At 46.7% G+C, this 16594-nt stretch carries 12 protein-coding genes, 10 tRNA genes and 3 rRNA genes; all 25 read right to left on the bottom strand.

The features are described from left to right. Positions 1-27: 27 nt before the first annotated feature. Positions 28-1185, bottom strand: a complete 1158-nt coding sequence (locus NSS82_RS01035; protein WP_076272828.1) for an acyltransferase — start codon at positions 1183-1185, stop codon at positions 28-30. Between the two features lie 111 nt (positions 1186-1296). Continuing rightward, positions 1297-2505, bottom strand: a complete 1209-nt coding sequence (locus tag NSS82_RS01030; protein WP_340962099.1) for an acyltransferase — start codon at positions 2503-2505, stop codon at positions 1297-1299. Between the two features lie 293 nt (positions 2506-2798). Further along, positions 2799-3308 carry an acyltransferase gene (locus tag NSS82_RS01025; RefSeq protein ID WP_170914218.1) on the bottom strand — a complete coding sequence of 170 codons (510 nt, stop codon included), beginning with the start codon at positions 3306-3308 and terminating at the stop codon, positions 2799-2801. Beyond that, on the bottom strand, positions 3305-3961 hold the full coding sequence (ppaX, locus tag NSS82_RS01020) for a pyrophosphatase PpaX (RefSeq protein WP_036687051.1): 657 nt from the start codon (positions 3959-3961) through the stop codon (positions 3305-3307). The genes NSS82_RS01025 and ppaX overlap by 4 nt, the downstream gene beginning before the upstream one ends. A 5-nt stretch (positions 3962-3966) precedes the next feature. Continuing rightward, a complete protein-coding gene (gene lgt / locus NSS82_RS01015) occupies positions 3967-4998 on the bottom strand; it encodes a prolipoprotein diacylglyceryl transferase (protein ID WP_076126827.1) in 1032 nt (343 codons plus the stop codon). Positions 4999-5010: 12 nt separating this feature from the next. Then, positions 5011-5949 carry an HPr(Ser) kinase/phosphatase gene (gene hprK / locus NSS82_RS01010; RefSeq protein ID WP_036687047.1) on the bottom strand — a complete coding sequence of 313 codons (939 nt, stop codon included), beginning with the start codon at positions 5947-5949 and terminating at the stop codon, positions 5011-5013. A 210-nt stretch (positions 5950-6159) separates the two neighbouring features. Then, a complete protein-coding gene (locus tag NSS82_RS01005; protein ID WP_036687044.1) occupies positions 6160-7281 on the bottom strand; it encodes an ABC transporter ATP-binding protein in 1122 nt (373 codons plus the stop codon). 111 nt (positions 7282-7392) lie between these two features. Next, a complete protein-coding gene (locus NSS82_RS01000; protein WP_038568087.1) occupies positions 7393-8487 on the bottom strand; it encodes a PucR family transcriptional regulator in 1095 nt (364 codons plus the stop codon). A 149-nt stretch (positions 8488-8636) separates the two neighbouring features. Then, positions 8637-8709 (bottom strand) — tRNA-Lys (locus NSS82_RS00995). A gap of 5 nt (positions 8710-8714) precedes the next feature. Further along, a tRNA-Tyr gene (locus NSS82_RS00990) sits at positions 8715-8800 on the bottom strand. A gap of 8 nt (positions 8801-8808) precedes the next feature. Beyond that, positions 8809-8881: transfer RNA gene (locus tag NSS82_RS00985), tRNA-Phe, on the bottom strand. Positions 8882-8943: 62 nt separating this feature from the next. Further along, a tRNA-Asp gene (locus NSS82_RS00980) sits at positions 8944-9021 on the bottom strand. Positions 9022-9035: 14 nt separating this feature from the next. After that, positions 9036-9111 (bottom strand) — tRNA-Thr (locus tag NSS82_RS00975). Between the two features lie 32 nt (positions 9112-9143). Beyond that, positions 9144-9219 (bottom strand) — tRNA-Val (locus NSS82_RS00970). Between the two features lie 8 nt (positions 9220-9227). Beyond that, positions 9228-9304: transfer RNA gene (locus NSS82_RS00965), tRNA-Met, on the bottom strand. Positions 9305-9334: 30 nt separating this feature from the next. Continuing rightward, positions 9335-9426 (bottom strand) — tRNA-Ser (locus tag NSS82_RS00960). Positions 9427-9508: 82 nt separating this feature from the next. Then, positions 9509-12435: ribosomal RNA gene (locus tag NSS82_RS00955) — 23S ribosomal RNA — on the bottom strand. A gap of 165 nt (positions 12436-12600) precedes the next feature. Further along, positions 12601-12676, bottom strand: a tRNA-Ala gene (locus NSS82_RS00950). Between the two features lie 24 nt (positions 12677-12700). Continuing rightward, a tRNA-Ile gene (locus tag NSS82_RS00945) sits at positions 12701-12777 on the bottom strand. A 46-nt stretch (positions 12778-12823) separates the two neighbouring features. Then, positions 12824-12940, bottom strand: a 5S ribosomal RNA gene (rrf, locus tag NSS82_RS00940). A gap of 124 nt (positions 12941-13064) precedes the next feature. Beyond that, positions 13065-14622 (bottom strand): 16S ribosomal RNA (locus NSS82_RS00935). Together the 16S, 23S and 5S rRNA genes with 10 tRNA genes alongside form the textbook arrangement of a ribosomal RNA operon. A gap of 302 nt (positions 14623-14924) precedes the next feature. Continuing rightward, complete coding sequence (locus NSS82_RS00930) at positions 14925-15182, bottom strand: pro-sigmaK processing inhibitor BofA family protein (protein WP_370510561.1); 258 nt, start codon at positions 15180-15182, stop codon at positions 14925-14927. A gap of 42 nt (positions 15183-15224) precedes the next feature. After that, on the bottom strand, positions 15225-15476 hold the full coding sequence (locus NSS82_RS00925) for a DUF2508 family protein (protein WP_036679920.1): 252 nt from the start codon (positions 15474-15476) through the stop codon (positions 15225-15227). 137 nt (positions 15477-15613) lie between these two features. Continuing rightward, the gene (gene recR, locus NSS82_RS00920; RefSeq protein ID WP_036679922.1) at positions 15614-16213 is read right to left on the bottom strand and encodes a recombination mediator RecR; all 600 of its coding nucleotides are present in this window, start codon (positions 16211-16213) and stop codon (positions 15614-15616) included. A 38-nt stretch (positions 16214-16251) separates the two neighbouring features. Further along, positions 16252-16563, bottom strand: coding sequence for a YbaB/EbfC family nucleoid-associated protein (locus NSS82_RS00915; RefSeq protein ID WP_036679924.1), 312 nt, complete (start codon positions 16561-16563; stop codon positions 16252-16254). Positions 16564-16594: the final 31 nt, after the last annotated feature.

Raw genomic sequence — 16594 nt, 5'->3', positions numbered from 1 at the left:
GGCGCTTTTATATTACCTAGCAGTAAACTATGCGCTTTGGGAACCTGTTTTAGCTTTCTTTGGTGCGCCTGATCCGAAAATAATCCAAGACGCAGGCACATACCGGAAGACGAGAGCCACTGCCAGCCATGAGACCAGCAGCGCAACAAGCCATCCTCCTGCAATCGCTGCGATGTACGCAAGAGAACCCCCGTGAAACGGTAATTTTCTATAGAAATATAGCAGCATAGGGTGCAATAGATAAATCCCGAAGGAGCATGCTCCTACGGATACCAAAAGTCTTGTCAGCAAGCTACGACCCGCTCCATAGAGCAAGAAGGAGATTTGCAACAGCACCACACAAGAGAGTAGCGCATGTAGATTAGAGAAACCCTCATACCATAAGCTGTTGATGACAGTTTTTTTCGTGTAGTTGTTAAACCATAGCTCAACATGAACAACCCCTGCTACAATCCATAACAACCACAACGTAATCCAAACCGGACCTTTACCGGCGCGCCAGCCTTCACGTGAAGGCACTAGCCATTTTTTCAAAGAAGAATAATACACCGCAATCCCAGCACCCAGCAGGAAATACGAGAAATAAGTAATCGCCAGACTCCCCTTGGATAACTGCCAATACCCGTGATTGGTCATGTATTTATTCAGCAGCACAAAACCCCACTGTAGTAATAACCCGATCAGCGGCGCCCAAGCCGCCAGATGACGAACCTTTTGCAAACACCACAAAATGAGCGGGAATAACACGTAAAACTGGATAATGATAATAATATAATACAGATGCGTATATGCCGTTCCTGTCCATAAATACTTCCATAGCTTAGAAGCCATCTCCCCTGGAGGTAAGCCCCAAGTATTCCCGGCATTCATTTTTAACGCAAAATACAGCAGTGAAAATACTACATAAGGCACAATAATATAAAGCAGCCTTCTAGAGTAGAACTTTCCTAGCGTTTTGCCACCCAGCGGACGGTCAATATAGTTATAGAAGAGCACGAACCCACTCAAAAATATGAATGAAGGTACGGCGAACTGGCTGAATTTATTAATAAATAAGAACGGATGAAACATGTTTGTGCCTAGTGTCTCCGCCAACGTTCGTGAAGTAGCATGAATAGCCAGCACTGCAAAAATAGCAATCGCCCGAAAAATATCCAGCTGCGGAATTCTTTCTTTTTGTCTCATAATCTTTCCTCCTGTTAAGCTCCGCATCGAAGTGATGCCTTTTTAATCAAGTATTATGAAGGCTACCTCCCCACGTTTAAGCGTGTGCGTGTATGAGACCTTCTTTTAACGTTATTTCTCCTGCTGCACGAATCCCTTTGCCCGTTCCTCAGGGATATAACCTGACTTTTCCTGCGGACTGGACTCCAAAGAGCGAGGCACGCTTCCAAAAATAATCCATGAACCCGGAACTCGCCGGAAAGCAAACTGCACAATAAGCCAGCTCCCTCCCAGTGCGACCACAAGCCCACCGTAGATGAACAAAACATATGTTAGCGACTCTAGGGGAATATGATATCTGAACCTGCGATATACCGCCAGCAATAGCGGATGAATCAAATATATCGCAAAGGAGAGTTCACCCAAACGAGTTAAAAAAGCAACAATCCCGCGAGGAGCCTTACGATAGATCAGAAATGTAGCATACAACAGAACCAATGCAGATAACATCGTATGGACATTCCATAATAGCTCGTACCACAGCGAATCCGTCCACACCCCAAAATGGCGGGCCACATACCATAGCTGCACATGGATAAAGGCTGCAATTAACCACCCGCTCACTAACAGGGCAGTCCATCCTTTTTGTTTGGCAGTTAGCTCCCTCCATGGCTTCATCAGCCACGTCTTCACCTTCTCAAAGTGAATTGCGATATAAGCACCCATCATATAATAAGCCAGATAAGAGATCGCCAAGCTCCCTTTTTCAACAATGTGCAGTTCGTATTTATTCCAGAAAATAAACCCCCACTGAAGTGCCAATCCGAGTGGAATCGCCCATTTTATTAAAAAGCGGGAACTCTGGAGTAGCTTAAGCAGTACTGGAAAAAGCAAATAAAACTGAATGCTGATAAATACAAAATACAAATGCGCATATGCGGAACCTGAGAATAACGCTCTAATAAAGCTGTACAGGTTGCCACCGAGGTTCTGGGTCAATCGTCCGTTCACATATAAGGTTAGTGCGTAATAGCCCATAGAGGCTAGCAGATAAGGCAATAAAATATACTTTAATCGACGACGGTAGAAATTAATAATCAAGCTGCGTGTCACAGGGCGCCCATAATAATTATAAAACAATACAAAGCTGCTCAGAAAAATAAATGAGGGCGTACCGAATTTAAAGAAAATGTTGATCCAGTTCAGCCAGTAATAATAAGGTGAATGCAGTGCCTGCTCTCCAGCGGCAAAAGATGAGGAATGCACATGCAGTACACCTAAGATCGCTAATGCTCTGAAGATATCCAGCTGGGGCAGCCTTTCCTTTCTCGCAGTGTTCATATTATATTCCTCTTCTCTACTATGATGGTTGTTCATAGAGACGCTAAGCGGAATGTGGAAACTGAAAATACCAGGAAGCCTGCACCTGCTGATTTTACATTCTGATATTTGAAGCTGAATGCCTAGCGTGGGATTCGCCTTATCACTAACGCTAATTATATCGAATGTATCTGTTCTAAAAACTTAAGAAGAACTTAAAGTTTCCTTAATAATCTTCTCTAAGACGCAAGAAACCCTGCAGAACCTGCGCTAAAAAAACGCAATATGTAACTGCAGGGTTAAAAAAGCATCGTTTACACTTGTTCCGCATGTTCTTCCGTTGAAGAGGGGCGCAGCTCTCGCAGTGGATTGCCTCCGACAAAAGAGCCAGCTGCCACATTTTTGTGCACCACGGAGCCAGCAGCTATAACTGCCCAATCTCCAATGGTTACACCGGGAAGAATCGTTGTATTCGCGCCGATCAATACATTTTCACCGATCACCACTTCGCCCAGGCGATATTCCTTGATCAGATACTCATGCGCCAGAATCGTCGTGTTATAACCAATAATAGAATTCTCACCTACCGTTATTTTCTCCGGAAAAAACACATCCACCATTGCCATAAGACCAAAAGCCGTGTGTTTACCAACTTTCATCCCCAGCATCCGTCGATAGATCCAATTCTTTAACGGTAGAATCGGACAATAGCGGGCAATCTGAATAAAAATAAAGTTGCGGACACCCTTCCAAGGGCTGACCGTACGGTAAATATACCAAAGTGAGTTATGACCTTCTACTGGATAACGGGTTACGTTTCTCACGATTCATTCGTTCCTCGCTCCATAATTTCTATAATATCCTTCATGTTATGGATGATAAAGTCCGGATCATACTTGCGGAGCGTATCCTCGCCCTTCAAAGACCAAGATACTCCAACAGCGTATACACCGGCAGCTTTGGCTGATTGAATATCAACCGCACTGTCACCTATCATTAAGGTTTTACGAGGATCAACGCCAAGGTTTTTGACCGCTGTCAGAACGGGCTCCGGATGTGGCTTTGGTTCAGTAACATCGTTCACAGTCACAATCGTATCCATGTACTTAAGCAAATCGAACCTTTCCAGAGTCTTGATCGTTGTTGGACGGATCTTAGTAGTTACAATCCCAAGTTTGATCCCACGACGCGAGAGCTCCTCAATGGTCTCCTTTACAAGCGGGAAGGACCGCACTAACTCATCATGATGCTCATTATTATAAGAACGATAGGACTTTTCTAACGTACCATTTACATCCTCTAGTCCAGAGAATACTCTCATCTGTTGCTGAAGGGTTGTTCCCATATGCGGAATTATCTCTTCTCTGGTCAGTGGAGCCAGACCATTGTCCTTCAGCGCGTACATAAATGAACTAATGATTAGCTCATTCGTATCGACAATCGTTCCATCCAGATCAAAAAGAACGCATTCTATCATAAGTTTTACTGCTCCTTCTTATCTCCATCCGCTGGCTGTCCTTGCTCAGGTTGTGTTCCTTGACGAGTTTTCTGCGGTGTATTTACTGCGCTTTCTGGCACTACAGTATCTGCTTGGATCGGTTTAGTACATACGATAGGGTCAGAATAATGTGCTTTAGGCTCTCCGGTTACTCTGCGAATAACGATTAATAATATAGCTGCCACAATAATCAGTAGAGAAAGCAGCTGAGAAATACGAATATTACCATAGGCAGGATCCAGATATCCTTGTTCAAAACCTAACCATTCCATCGGACTCCATAAGCCATTTATAAACGAAGCCAGTCCTGCACTTCCGTTAAAAGCTAAACTGTCAGTACGCACAGCCTCGATGAAGAACCGACCGATGGAATACCATATAAAGTAAGACATGAAGATTTCTCCAGCACGTACAAACTTCTGACGACGGAGAACCATCAATAACGCAATCCCTAGTAAGCTCCAAAGAGATTCATACAGGAAAGTCGGATGATGAAAAGCATCCCCTATGTACATTTGATTAACGATGAAGTCAGGTAAATGCAGTTTATCCCGTAAAAAAGATTCCTCAACTACGCTGCCGTATGCCTCTTGGTTGACAAAGTTTCCCCAGCGGCCAATCATTTGACCCGCCAGTAGTCCAGGTGCGCAAATATCAACAATACGCCAGAAAGGGTAACCCTTATAACGGAAATAAATAATTCCGCAAATAATCGCTCCTATTAATGCGCCGTAAATGGCGATGCCGCCATTCCAGATCTTAAAGACGTCTATCAGATTATGCTTATAATCGTCCCATTTAAAAGCTACAAAATAAATCCGTGCCCCTATAATTGCCGAGGGTACACCCAGTAGCAGCATATCCATAAAGAATTCTTGCGGGATTCCGAACCGTTTGCCCTCGCGGATCGCAAGAAATAATCCCGCGAGTGCACCGACCCCTAGTATTAACCCGTACCAGTGTACAGGCAGTGATCCAATTGAGAATACAATAGGATCTATTGCTAATGGGAACATTGTCTCACACTCCTAATCGAGATCGTCCATATCCTCAGATATGGTCGCAGTTAACTTATTCGTAAACTGCAGGGCTGCATTAAAGCCCATTTGCTTCAGGCGATAGTTCATCGCAGCAACCTCAATAATAACGGCAAGGTTACGTCCTGGACGTACAGGAATGGTTACAAGTGGAACATCGGTATCAATAATCCGCGTCGTTTCCTCATCAAGTCCAAGCCGGTCATACTGCTTGTCTTGCTGCCAAGCCTCTAATCTAACGACAAGTGTAATCCGTTTATGATTACGGATAGCACCCGCACCAAAAAGTGTCATTACGTTAATGATACCTACTCCGCGAATTTCCAACAAGTGACGGATCAACTCAGGGGCTGTACCATGCAGCTGGTTATCTGAAGTCTGGCGGATTTCCACGGCATCATCAGCGATCAGTCTATGTCCACGTTTTACAAGTTCAAGGGCTGTCTCACTCTTACCAATACCACTACTGCCAGTAATCAGCATACCTACACCATATACATCACAGAGTACACCATGAATCGTTGCTGTAGGGGCTAATCTCCCTTCTAAGAAGCTCGTCAAACGGCTGGAGAAAATAGTCGTAGCCATCGAGCTACGAAGCACAGGAAGTCCCTTTTCATTACTTATATCAATTAACTCCTGTGGCACATCCAAACTACGGGTAATTACGATACAAGGTGTATTGTCATTACAGATTCCACGAAGCCTACTTTTACGTTCAGCTTCAGGCAGCATGGAGAAGAATGCGAGTTCTGTCTTACCTAATAGTTGAACACGTTCTTCCGGATAATATTCGAAATAACCAGCAATCTCTAGTCCAGGGCGATTCAGGTCATCGACCGTAATAGGTCGCTTTAGACCTTCCTGGCCGGAAATAACCTCTAATTGAAAATGTTGTACCAATTCAGATACTTTTACTTTCTTAGCCATGTAAATTCGTCCTTTCGTCACCTGCGGTATATGTCCGCTTACTGCGTCCGGTTGACAGCGATCTCATTACAATTCCGGAGGTAATTCTCCTGCTATCTTAATTGATAACGCTTGTGAATGCAATCTTAACGCCTATCCATTACGACCCTAATTAAACAATAAAGCCACCCTTTCGGGTGGCTTTATCAAGAGAGAAAAGATCCTGCGATCTTATCCCAACAGAATGTTAACTTCGGATTCTTTATCGAAGAAGTGAACTTTGTTCATATCGATAGCCAATTTTGGCTTGCTGCCTTCGCGAGTAGTGGAACGTCCATCTACACGAGCGATTACAGTAGATTTACCAAGGCCGCTCAAGTAAAGGAGCATTTCGTGACCAAGGTTTTCAGTTACATCAACCAATGAAGTAAAGATTGTGTTCGGGGAAGCTTCCAAGAATACTGGCTCTTCATGGATATCTTCTGGACGAACGCCCATAATTACTTCTTTGCCAATGTAGCCTTTGCTGCGGATGATTTGAGCTTTTCCGCCTGGTACTTCAACATCAAGGTTCTCAGCACGGAAACGGACAGAACCGTTTGCTTCGGACAAAGTACCATTGATAAAGTTCATTGTAGGGGATCCGATAAATCCAGCTACGAACAGGTTAGTTGGTTCATTGTACAACTCTTCAGGGGAAGCAGCTTGTTGAATGATACCATCATACATAACTACGATACGGTCACCCATTGTCATAGCTTCTGTTTGGTCATGCGTTACGTAGATACAAGTGGTTTCAAGGCGTTTAACCAGTTTAGTGATTTCAGCGCGCATTTGACCACGAAGTTTAGCATCCAAGTTGGAAAGAGGCTCATCCATCAAGAAGACTTGTGGATCACGTACGATAGCGCGTCCCAAAGCGACACGTTGGCGTTGACCACCGGAAAGTGCTTTTGGTTTACGATCTAGCAAATGCTCGATATCGAGAATTCTAGCAGCTTCACGTACTTTCTTGTCGATTTCATCTTTCTTCACTTTACGAAGTTTCAAACCGAAAGCCATGTTTTGGTATACGCTCATATGCGGATACAGGGCGTAGGATTGGAATACCATCGCGATATCGCGGTCTTTAGGTGCAACGTCGTTGACTACACGATCGCCAATGTACATTTTACCTTCGGAGATTTCTTCCAGACCAGCGATCATACGCAAAGTTGTGGATTTACCGCAACCGGATGGTCCAACCAATACTAGAAATTCCTTATCTTTAATATCAAGATTGATATCCATTACTGTTGCTTTATCTGAACCCGGGTATTTTTTGAAAATATGCTCTAAACGTACGCCTGCCATTGTATTTCCCCCTCGAGTTAATTATTGATTAATTGAAAAATTCTTTTTTCCTTGTACATTTATATTACCCTAGACGGGACACGGTGGCTATTTGTAACGTTCACAAAAAACCTATTTCCTTTTCGTCACTTTATACAAAAGCATAGTAAGCTTCACAATAGCAGCGTCCCCAAAGCTACGCACATCCGCGCCAGTCTCCTGTTTGATCTTGTCCAGACGGTATAAAAGCGTGTTGCGATGAATATATAGCTTCTTGGCTGTTTCACTTACATTACAATCCATCTCAAAAAACGTCTCCAGGGTCATCAGCATCTCTTTATCCGATAATACGGAAGAATAGTCGCCAATCTGTCCAAGTAACTGTTTACGCCGTGCGTCAGGAATGCTGTTAACCAATCGTTCCAAATGCAGCTCCCAAGGTAAATGAATATACTCACCCACTTGGAAAATACGACCGAGTACAATAGTCTCCCTCAGCAAGGCCACGGATCCCGTCAATCCCTTAACAGGAACTATAGCCGGAGCTACAGCCAAATGGAATACACCTACCCATTCGCTGGCTATCAGTTCGTGTAAGCCCATGCTGGTCTGAGCCAGAATTTCATCTACACTCTCTTCTTCCTCATCCTTATCATCTCCGCCCGTGAGTAGTTCCTTCCGGGCCAATATTAACCATTCTTTTTCTTGAAGAGGTATAAGCAGAATTTCATTCTCAAAATAGCTGCGCAGCAGCTTCATTAAGGAACGATAAGTGATCTGCGGGCTATGTGCATTCTCACTGCTAAGTAGGAATGGAACCATATCTCCGAATAAACGTCCCTTTAGAGCCATCTCATCGGGTATCTCAGAGTCATTTTTCTCTTGCTCCAGTTCGGTGTTCAACCAGGTTCCCAGCTGCCGAGCCTCCGCTTCCCCTTCTTCTCTAACCCCAGTAGCTTTTAGTGCAATTGCAAAGTTTCGAACCGCATAATTCACTAATTGAATTTCCAAAGAGTTAAGTCCATCCAATTCCACCCAGACAGCGGTTACACGTCCATCAGTCTCATATAATGGTGCCCAAAGATGACCCTCATGGATTACCGGCTGTTCCTGTGCTTCCAATCCCATGCTAAAAAGAGAAGCTGAATGTTGCCTACCTAACTGCTTGATTCCGGTTTTCTTTCCGGTGAGCTGCTCTAACTTTTTTCGCAATGTTTCGCTATCCATAGTCACCATACTCCACCACTTTTGCTCTTTTCGCCTATTTTAGCATATTCTCTAATATTATGTTAATCACTACAGCAGCGCGCTACTATAATACGACATAAAAACACAAAAAAAGCCACCACCCTAAGGTGATGACTTTCTGTTTGGGATGAGCCATGAAGGACTCGAACCTTCGACACCCTGATTAAAAGTCAGGTGCTCTACCAACTGAGCTAATGGCTCATAAATGGTGGGGGATGATGGATTCGAACCACCGAACACGTACGTGAGCAGATTTACAGTCTGATGCGTTTGGCCACTTCGCTAATCCCCCAAAAAAGGTGGCTCGGGACGGAATCGAACCGCCGACACGAGGATTTTCAGTCCTCTGCTCTACCGACTGAGCTACCGAGCCATAAGATTACATGACAATTAAGCGGAAAAGTCTTACACTTCCCACTCATTTTGTGGAAAAAATGGCGGAACCGACGGGATTCGAACCCGCGGTCTCCTGCGTGACAGGCAGGCATGTTAGGCCAACTACACCACGGTTCCGCATTAATTAAAAATGGTGCCGGCGAGAGGACTTGAACCCCCAACCTACTGATTACAAGTCAGTTGCTCTACCAGTTGAGCTACACCGGCACGGTGTAAAAGCAATTCTAAAAAGATGAAAATGGTGGAGGCTGAGGGGATCGAACCCCCGACCCTCTGCTTGTAAGGCAGATGCTCTCCCAGCTGAGCTAAGCCTCCAGGTATTATGGTAGCGGCGAAGGGGATCGAACCCCCGACCTCACGGGTATGAACCGTACGCTCTAGCCAGCTGAGCTACACCGCCACAATAATTAGTATTGCTATGGATTGAAAATGGCGGAGAGAGTGGGATTCGAACCCACGCACCGCTTACGCAGTCTAACCCCTTAGCAGAGGGTCCCCTTATAGCCACTTGGGTATCTCTCCAAACGATATCAGTACCACAGCAATCCAAACAGGAATTTGACTCCCTGAAAACTGAATCCGAAACAAATCTGCATTCTAAGTATAGGATAAGCCCTCGACCGATTAGTATTGGTCAGCTCCATGCATTGCTGCACTTCCACCTCCAACCTATCTACCTCGTCGTCTTCAAGGGGTCTTACTAATTGGGAAATCTCATCTTGAGGGGGGCTTCACGCTTAGATGCTTTCAGCGCTTATCCCGTCCGTACGTAGCTACCCAGCCATGCTCCTGGCGGAACAACTGGTGCACCAGCGGTACGTCCATCCCGGTCCTCTCGTACTAAGGACAGCTCCTCTCAAATTTCCTGCGCCCACGACAGATAGGGACCGAACTGTCTCACGACGTTCTGAACCCAGCTCGCGTACCGCTTTAATGGGCGAACAGCCCAACCCTTGGGACCTACTTCAGCCCCAGGATGCGATGAGCCGACATCGAGGTGCCAAACCTCCCCGTCGATGTGGACTCTTGGGGGAGATAAGCCTGTTATCCCCAGGGTAGCTTTTATCCGTTGAGCGATGGCCCTTCCATGCGGTACCACCGGATCACTAAGTCCGACTTTCGTCCCTGCTCGACTTGTAGGTCTCGCAGTCAAGCTCCCTTATGCCTTTGCACTCTGCGAATGATTTCCAACCATTCTGAGGGAACCTTGGAACGCCTCCGTTACTCTTTAGGAGGCGACCGCCCCAGTCAAACTGCCCGCCTGACACGGTCCCCGTACCCGGTAAGGGTACTAGGTTAGAACCTAGATACGATCAGGGTGGTATCCCAACGGCGCCTCCACCGAAGCTTGCGCTCCGATTTCTACGGCTCCCACCTATCCTGTACAGATCGTACCCAAATTCAATATCAAGCTGCAGTAAAGCTCCATGGGGTCTTTCCGTCTTGTCGCGGGTAACCTGCATCTTCACAGGTATTAAAATTTCACCGGATCTCTCGTTGAGACAGCGCCCAAGTCGTTACGCCATTCGTGCGGGTCAGAATTTACCTGACAAGGAATTTCGCTACCTTAGGACCGTTATAGTTACGGCCGCCGTTTACTGGGGCTTCGGTTCATAGCTTCGGGTTACCCCTAACCACTCCCCTTAACCTTCCAGCACCGGGCAGGCGTCAGCCCGTATACTTCGCCTTGCGGCTTCGCACAGACCTGTGTTTTTGCTAAACAGTCGCTTGGGCCTTTTCACTGCGGCCCCCTCGTGCTATTCACACTACCGGGGCACCCCTTCTCCCGAAGTTACGGGGTCATTTTGCCGAGTTCCTTAACGAGAGTTCTTCCGCGCGCCTTAGAATTCTCTTCTCGCCTACCTGTGTCGGTTTGCGGTACGGGCACCTTCTCCTGGCTAGAGGCTTTTCTTGGCAGTGTGAGATCATGACCTTCGCTACTACAATTTTCGCTCCCCATCACAGCCCAGCCTTAATGATGTGCGGATTTGCCTACACATCAGCCTCACTGCTTAGACGGACATCCATCAGTCCGCGTCACTACCCTCCTGCGTCACCCCATCGCTCATAGCGGATTACGGTGGTACAGTAATTTCAAACTGTTGTCCTTCGACTACGCCTTTCGGCCTCGCCTTAGGTCCCGACTTACCCTGAGCGGACGAGCCTTCCTCAGGAAACCTTGGGCTTTCGGCGGATCAGATTCTCACTGATCTTTTCGTTACTCATACCGGCATTCTCACTTGTGTAGTGTCCAGCGCTCTTTTCAGTACACCTTCAACCCCTACACAACGCTCCCCTACCCCAGATACATACGTATCTAGCCATAGCTTCGGTGGTGTGTTTAGCCCCGTTACATTTTCGGCGCAGAGTCACTCGACCAGTGAGCTATTACGCACTCTTTCAATGGTGGCTGCTTCTAAGCCAACATCCTGGTTGTCTGTGCAACTCCACATCCTTTCCCACTTAACACACACTTGGGGACCTTAGCTGATGGTCTGGGCTGTTTCCCTTTTGACAATGGATCTTAGCACTCACTGTCTGACTCCCGGCAATAAGTATATGGCATTCGGAGTTTGACTGAGCTTGGTAATCCTTGCGGACCCCGCACCCAATCAGTGCTCTACCTCCACTACTCTTATACCGAGGCTAGCCCTAAAGCTATTTCGGGGAGAACCAGCTATCTCCGAGTTCGATTGGAATTTCTCCGCTACCCCCACCTCATCCCCGCACTTTTCAACGTACGTGGGTTCGGGCCTCCAGTGCGTGTTACCGCACCTTCACCCTGGACAGGGGTAGATCACACGGTTTCGGGTCTACGTCCACATACTCAATCGCCCTATTCAGACTCGCTTTCGCTGCGGCTCCACCTTCTCGGCTTAACCTTGCATGTTAAACGTAACTCGCCGGTTCATTCTACAAAAGGCACGCCATCACCCATAGATCGGGCTCTGACTTTTTGTAAGCACACGGTTTCAGGTTCTATTTCACTCCCCTTCCGGGGTGCTTTTCACCTTTCCCTCACGGTACTGTTTCACTATCGGTCGCCAGGTAGTATTTAGCCTTAGCAGATGGTCCTGCTGGATTCATACGGGGTTTCACGTGCCCCGCACTACTCGGGATCCGTCTCGGAGAGAACACAGTTTAGGTTACAGGGCTTTTACCTCTATCGCGGGCCTTTCCAGACCTCTTCACCTACCATATTCCTTTGTAACTCCATGTGAGACGTCCCACAACCCCAAGAGGCAAGCCCCTTGGTTTAGGCTGTTCCGCGTTCGCTCGCCGCTACTGACGGAATCACTATTGTTTTCTCTTCCTCAGGGTACTTAGATGTTTCAGTTCCCCTGGTCTGCCTCTACATTTCCTATGTATTCAGAAATGAGTAACTGCGAATTACCACAGCTGGGTTTCCCCATTCGGACACCCCCGGATCAAAGCTTGCTTACAGCTCCCCGAGGCAGTTTCGTTGTTCGCCACGTCCTTCGTCGGCTCCTGGCGCCTAGGCATCCTCCGTGTGCTCTTATTAGCTTAACCTTGATTTTTCCGTAGGAAAATATCGAACGATATCTTCTTTGAAAAATCTCACTAATAACATTTACTTGTTTACACAAGTTGCTAAAAGATGTTCTAAAACGCAAATTCGTTTCGGTATCCAGTTTTCAAGGATCAAGTTAAAAAAGTTATTCATTTAAAAATTTATGGTGGAGCCAAGCGGGATCGAACCGCTGACCTCCTGCTTGCAAGGCAGGCGCTCTCCCAGCTGAGCTATGGCCCCATAAAATTACTCTATAATGTTATATGGTGGGCCTTGGTGGACTCGAACCACCGACCTCACCCTTATCAGAGGTGCGCTCTAACCAACTGAGCTAAAAGCCCATATAACATATATAACATTGTGAATCAACCAATGAATTGGTTGTCCGCTTGGCAACGTCCTACTCTCCCAGGACCCTTCGGTCCAAGTACCATCGGCGCTGGAGGGCTTAACGGTCGTGTTCGGGATGGGTACGTGTGGAACCCCTCCGCTATCGCCACCAAACGCATGCGAAAGAGACTCGCTCTTTCAAAACTGAACACGAGTGAGTGTTCGAACCCGAAGGTTCTATTATGGAAGTTAAACTTCCGATTTGAATGTCCTCATTGCAGAGAACGATTCTCCATAGAAAGGAGGTGATCCAGCCGCACCTTCCGATACGGCTACCTTGTTACGACTTCACCCCAATCATCTACCCCACCTTCGGCGGCTGGCTCCCTTGCGGGTTACCCCACCGACTTCGGGTGTTGTAAACTCTCGTGGTGTGACGGGCGGTGTGTACAAGACCCGGGAACGTATTCACCGCGGCATGCTGATCCGCGATTACTAGCAATTCCGACTTCATGCAGGCGAGTTGCAGCCTGCAATCCGAACTGAGACCGGCTTTGATGGGATTGGCTCCACCTCGCGGCTTCGCTTCCCGTTGTACCGGCCATTGTAGTACGTGTGTAGCCCAGGTCATAAGGGGCATGATGATTTGACGTCATCCCCACCTTCCTCCGGTTTGTCACCGGCAGTCACTCTAGAGTGCCCAGCATTACCTGCTGGCAACTAAAGTTAAGGGTTGCGCTCGTTGCGGGACTTAACCCAACATCTCACGACACGAGCTGACGACAACCATGCACCACCTGTCTCCTCTGTCCCGAAGGCCGCTGCTATCTCTAGCAGATTCAGAGGGATGTCAAGACCTGGTAAGGTTCTTCGCGTTGCTTCGAATTAAACCACATACTCCACTGCTTGTGCGGGTCCCCGTCAATTCCTTTGAGTTTCAGTCTTGCGACCGTACTCCCCAGGCGGAGTGCTTACTGTGTTAACTTCGGCACCAAGGGTATCGAAACCCCTAACACCTAGCACTCATCGTTTACGGCGTGGACTACCAGGGTATCTAATCCTGTTTGCTCCCCACGCTTTCGCGCCTCAGCGTCAGTTACAGCCCAGAAAGTCGCCTTCGCCACTGGTGTTCCTCCACATATCTACGCATTTCACCGCTACACGTGGAATTCCACTTTCCTCTTCTGTACTCAAGCCACCCAGTTTCCAGTGCGACCTCAGGTTGAGCCCAAGGTTTAAACACCAGACTTAAATAGCCGCCTGCGCGCGCTTTACGCCCAATAATTCCGGACAACGCTTGCCCCCTACGTATTACCGCGGCTGCTGGCACGTAGTTAGCCGGGGCTTTCTTCTCAGGTACCGTCACTCCGATAGCAGTTACTCTACCGGACGTTCTTCCCTGGCAACAGAGCTTTACGATCCGAAAACCTTCATCACTCACGCGGCGTTGCTCCGTCAGGCTTTCGCCCATTGCGGAAGATTCCCTACTGCTGCCTCCCGTAGGAGTCTGGGCCGTGTCTCAGTCCCAGTGTGGCCGTTCACCCTCTCAGGTCGGCTACGCATCGTCGCCTTGGTGGGCCGTTACCCCACCAACTAGCTAATGCGCCGCAGGCCCATCCCTCAGTGACAGATTGCTCCGTCTTTCATTCTTCTCTCAGGAGAAAAAAGAAATTATCCGGTATTAGCTACCGTTTCCGGTAGTTATCCCAGTCTGAAGGGCAGGTTGCCTACGTGTTACTCACCCGTCCGCCGCTAAGTTACTTTGAAAGCAAGCTTTCAAAGTAACTCCGCTCGACTTGCATGTATTAGGCACGCCGCCAGCGTTCGTCCTGAGCCAGGATCAAACTCTCCAATTAGTATTGAAAAGAGCGATATGCTCATTTTGAAACATCTGACGAGAAAATTAATTCTCTAATTTTGGATATCACTTACGTGATTTCCCACTCACTCGTTGTTCAGTTTTCAAAGATCAATGTCTCATCTTTCGTCGTCGTTGCTTGTCAGCAGCGACCTTTATAATATATCACAGCGCCTTTGTTTTCGTCAAGCATTTTTTTAATTTCTTTTTTTGCTTGACCGTTTCAGCAAGTTGTTAATCAACAGCTTGTCCAAACGGGCGAGACTTAATGTATCATATTTTTCAAAGCCACGTCAAGCATTAAAATAAAATTATTCTTAATCCGAGCAACATAACCACGCCAGGAAGCCCAAGAACCGTTACTGCGCCTATAGTTGCAGGGTTCAAAGGGATATACACCTGCGTGAGCAAACCTGAGAAGTTCACTACATATATCCCGAGTGCAGCCAATACCAAATGAACCCCAAATAAACTTAGCCACCCAAAACCCAGCTTTTTTCTAAATACAACTAAACCTAATAAGATAACAGATAATATCAATACGCCCATAGCTATCATTCTAAGCATGTAGATCCCCCTTATACATTTATTTATAAGCCCTTATATTTGACTACTGTTCAACCCCAAGCTTTTTGCATGTTTGAGATGTATCTGATATTTACGTTCTGCAGCCTCCAGAATATATATCGCGTAATCTATCTGATCCTGTCCCAATGCCTCGTCGAACATCAGATACGCCCTCTCCCACTCTGAATGCGCCTTACGGACCTCTAAGAGGGTTTCCCATCCCTCACTTTCCTTTTTGCCTTGTTCCTTATCCACTCCCCGCCACAGCTCTCTCCACCATCCCATTTCAATTCCTCCTCAGAATAATTTTGATGCAAAATACACATCTCGTTATTCTCATTCATATCGGGATAGGGACAAACTTAGAACAAAAAAAAGGAAACCCGAGGGCTTCCTTTTTGAAAAATACCACTATAGAGCTGCTAGAATAGCTCGCGACGGCCTTCCAACGCTTTGGACAAGGTAACTTCATCAGCGTATTCAAGATCGCCACCTACAGGCAAGCCATGAGCTATCCTGGTGATTTTAATCTCAAACGGCCGAACAAGACGAGAAATGTACATCGCCGTTGCTTCTCCCTCGATGTTGGGGTTGGTCGCCATAATAAGCTCGCTTACTCTTTCATCACTCAGACGGGTCAATAATTCTTTCAAGCGAATATCATCAGGGCCGATACCTTCCATAGGTGAAATTGCACCCTGAAGAACATGGTAATATCCATTAAACTCCTTGGTTCGTTCTATAGCCACCAAATCCTTAGAGTCTTGTATCACACATATCACTGAAGGATCTCTAGTTTTGTCCTGACATATCTTACATGGGTCCGTATCCGTAATATTACAGCAGACCGAGCAATAGTGAAGATTGCGTTTGACGCTTACTAGCGCTTTTGCAAAATCAATGACTTCATCCTCTTTCATGTTAAGCACATGAAAAGCTAACCGGGCGGCTGTCTTCGGTCCAATCCCGGGCAAACGCGTAAAAGCATCGATCAGCTTAGCTAGCGGTTCGGGATAATACAAATTAATAATTCTCCTTTAGACTGAAGTGGAGTGGGCTATTAGAACAAGCCTGGGATCTTCATTCCACCAGTGAATTTACCCATGTCATTGTTAGCAAGCTCTTCAGCTTGAGTCAATGCATCATTTACAGCAGTGATTACAAGATCTTGCAACATTTCAACATCTTCCGGATCAACGGCTTCCGGTTTAATTTGAATAGACAGCAATTTTTTGTGGCCGTTTACTTGAACAGTAACTACGCCGCCACCTGATGAACCCTCAATAACCTTGCCTCCGAGTTCCTCTTGAGCTTTGAGCATTTGCTCCTGCATTTTCTTAACTTGCTTCATCATTTGGTTCATATTATTCATACTTCGTCTCTCCTTTGGAATGCGCAATTAG

Source organism: Paenibacillus sp. FSL H7-0735 (assembly GCF_038008505.1).
Lineage (GTDB): Bacteria > Bacillota > Bacilli > Paenibacillales > Paenibacillaceae > Paenibacillus_AQ > Paenibacillus_AQ odorifer.
Note: the sequence above shows the minus strand (reverse complement) of the source record. Positions and strands in the feature narration are given on the sequence as shown.

Bases quoted from the DNA above. Each gene is read 5' to 3' on its own strand.
- NSS82_RS00925 (WP_036679920.1), bottom strand. From the start codon at position 15,476: ATGGGATGGTGGAGAGAGCTGTGGCGGGGAGTGGATAAGGAACAAGGC.
- NSS82_RS01000 (WP_038568087.1), bottom strand. From the start codon at position 8,487: ATGGATAGCGAAACATTGCGAAAAAAGTTAGAGCAGCTCACCGGAAAG.
- NSS82_RS01005 (WP_036687044.1), bottom strand. From the start codon at position 7,281: ATGGCAGGCGTACGTTTAGAGCATATTTTCAAAAAATACCCGGGTTCA.
- NSS82_RS01030 (WP_340962099.1), bottom strand. From the start codon at position 2,505: ATGAACACTGCGAGAAAGGAAAGGCTGCCCCAGCTGGATATCTTCAGA.
- NSS82_RS00930 (WP_370510561.1), bottom strand. From the start codon at position 15,182: ATGATAGCTATGGGCGTATTGATATTATCTGTTATCTTATTAGGTTTA.
- hprK (WP_036687047.1), bottom strand. From the start codon at position 5,949: ATGGCTAAGAAAGTAAAAGTATCTGAATTGGTACAACATTTTCAATTA.
- ppaX (WP_036687051.1), bottom strand. From the start codon at position 3,961: ATGATAGAATGCGTTCTTTTTGATCTGGATGGAACGATTGTCGATACG.
- NSS82_RS01035 (WP_076272828.1), bottom strand. From the start codon at position 1,185: ATGAGACAAAAAGAAAGAATTCCGCAGCTGGATATTTTTCGGGCGATT.
- lgt (WP_076126827.1), bottom strand. From the start codon at position 4,998: ATGTTCCCATTAGCAATAGATCCTATTGTATTCTCAATTGGATCACTG.
- NSS82_RS00915 (WP_036679924.1), bottom strand. From the start codon at position 16,563: ATGAATAATATGAACCAAATGATGAAGCAAGTTAAGAAAATGCAGGAG.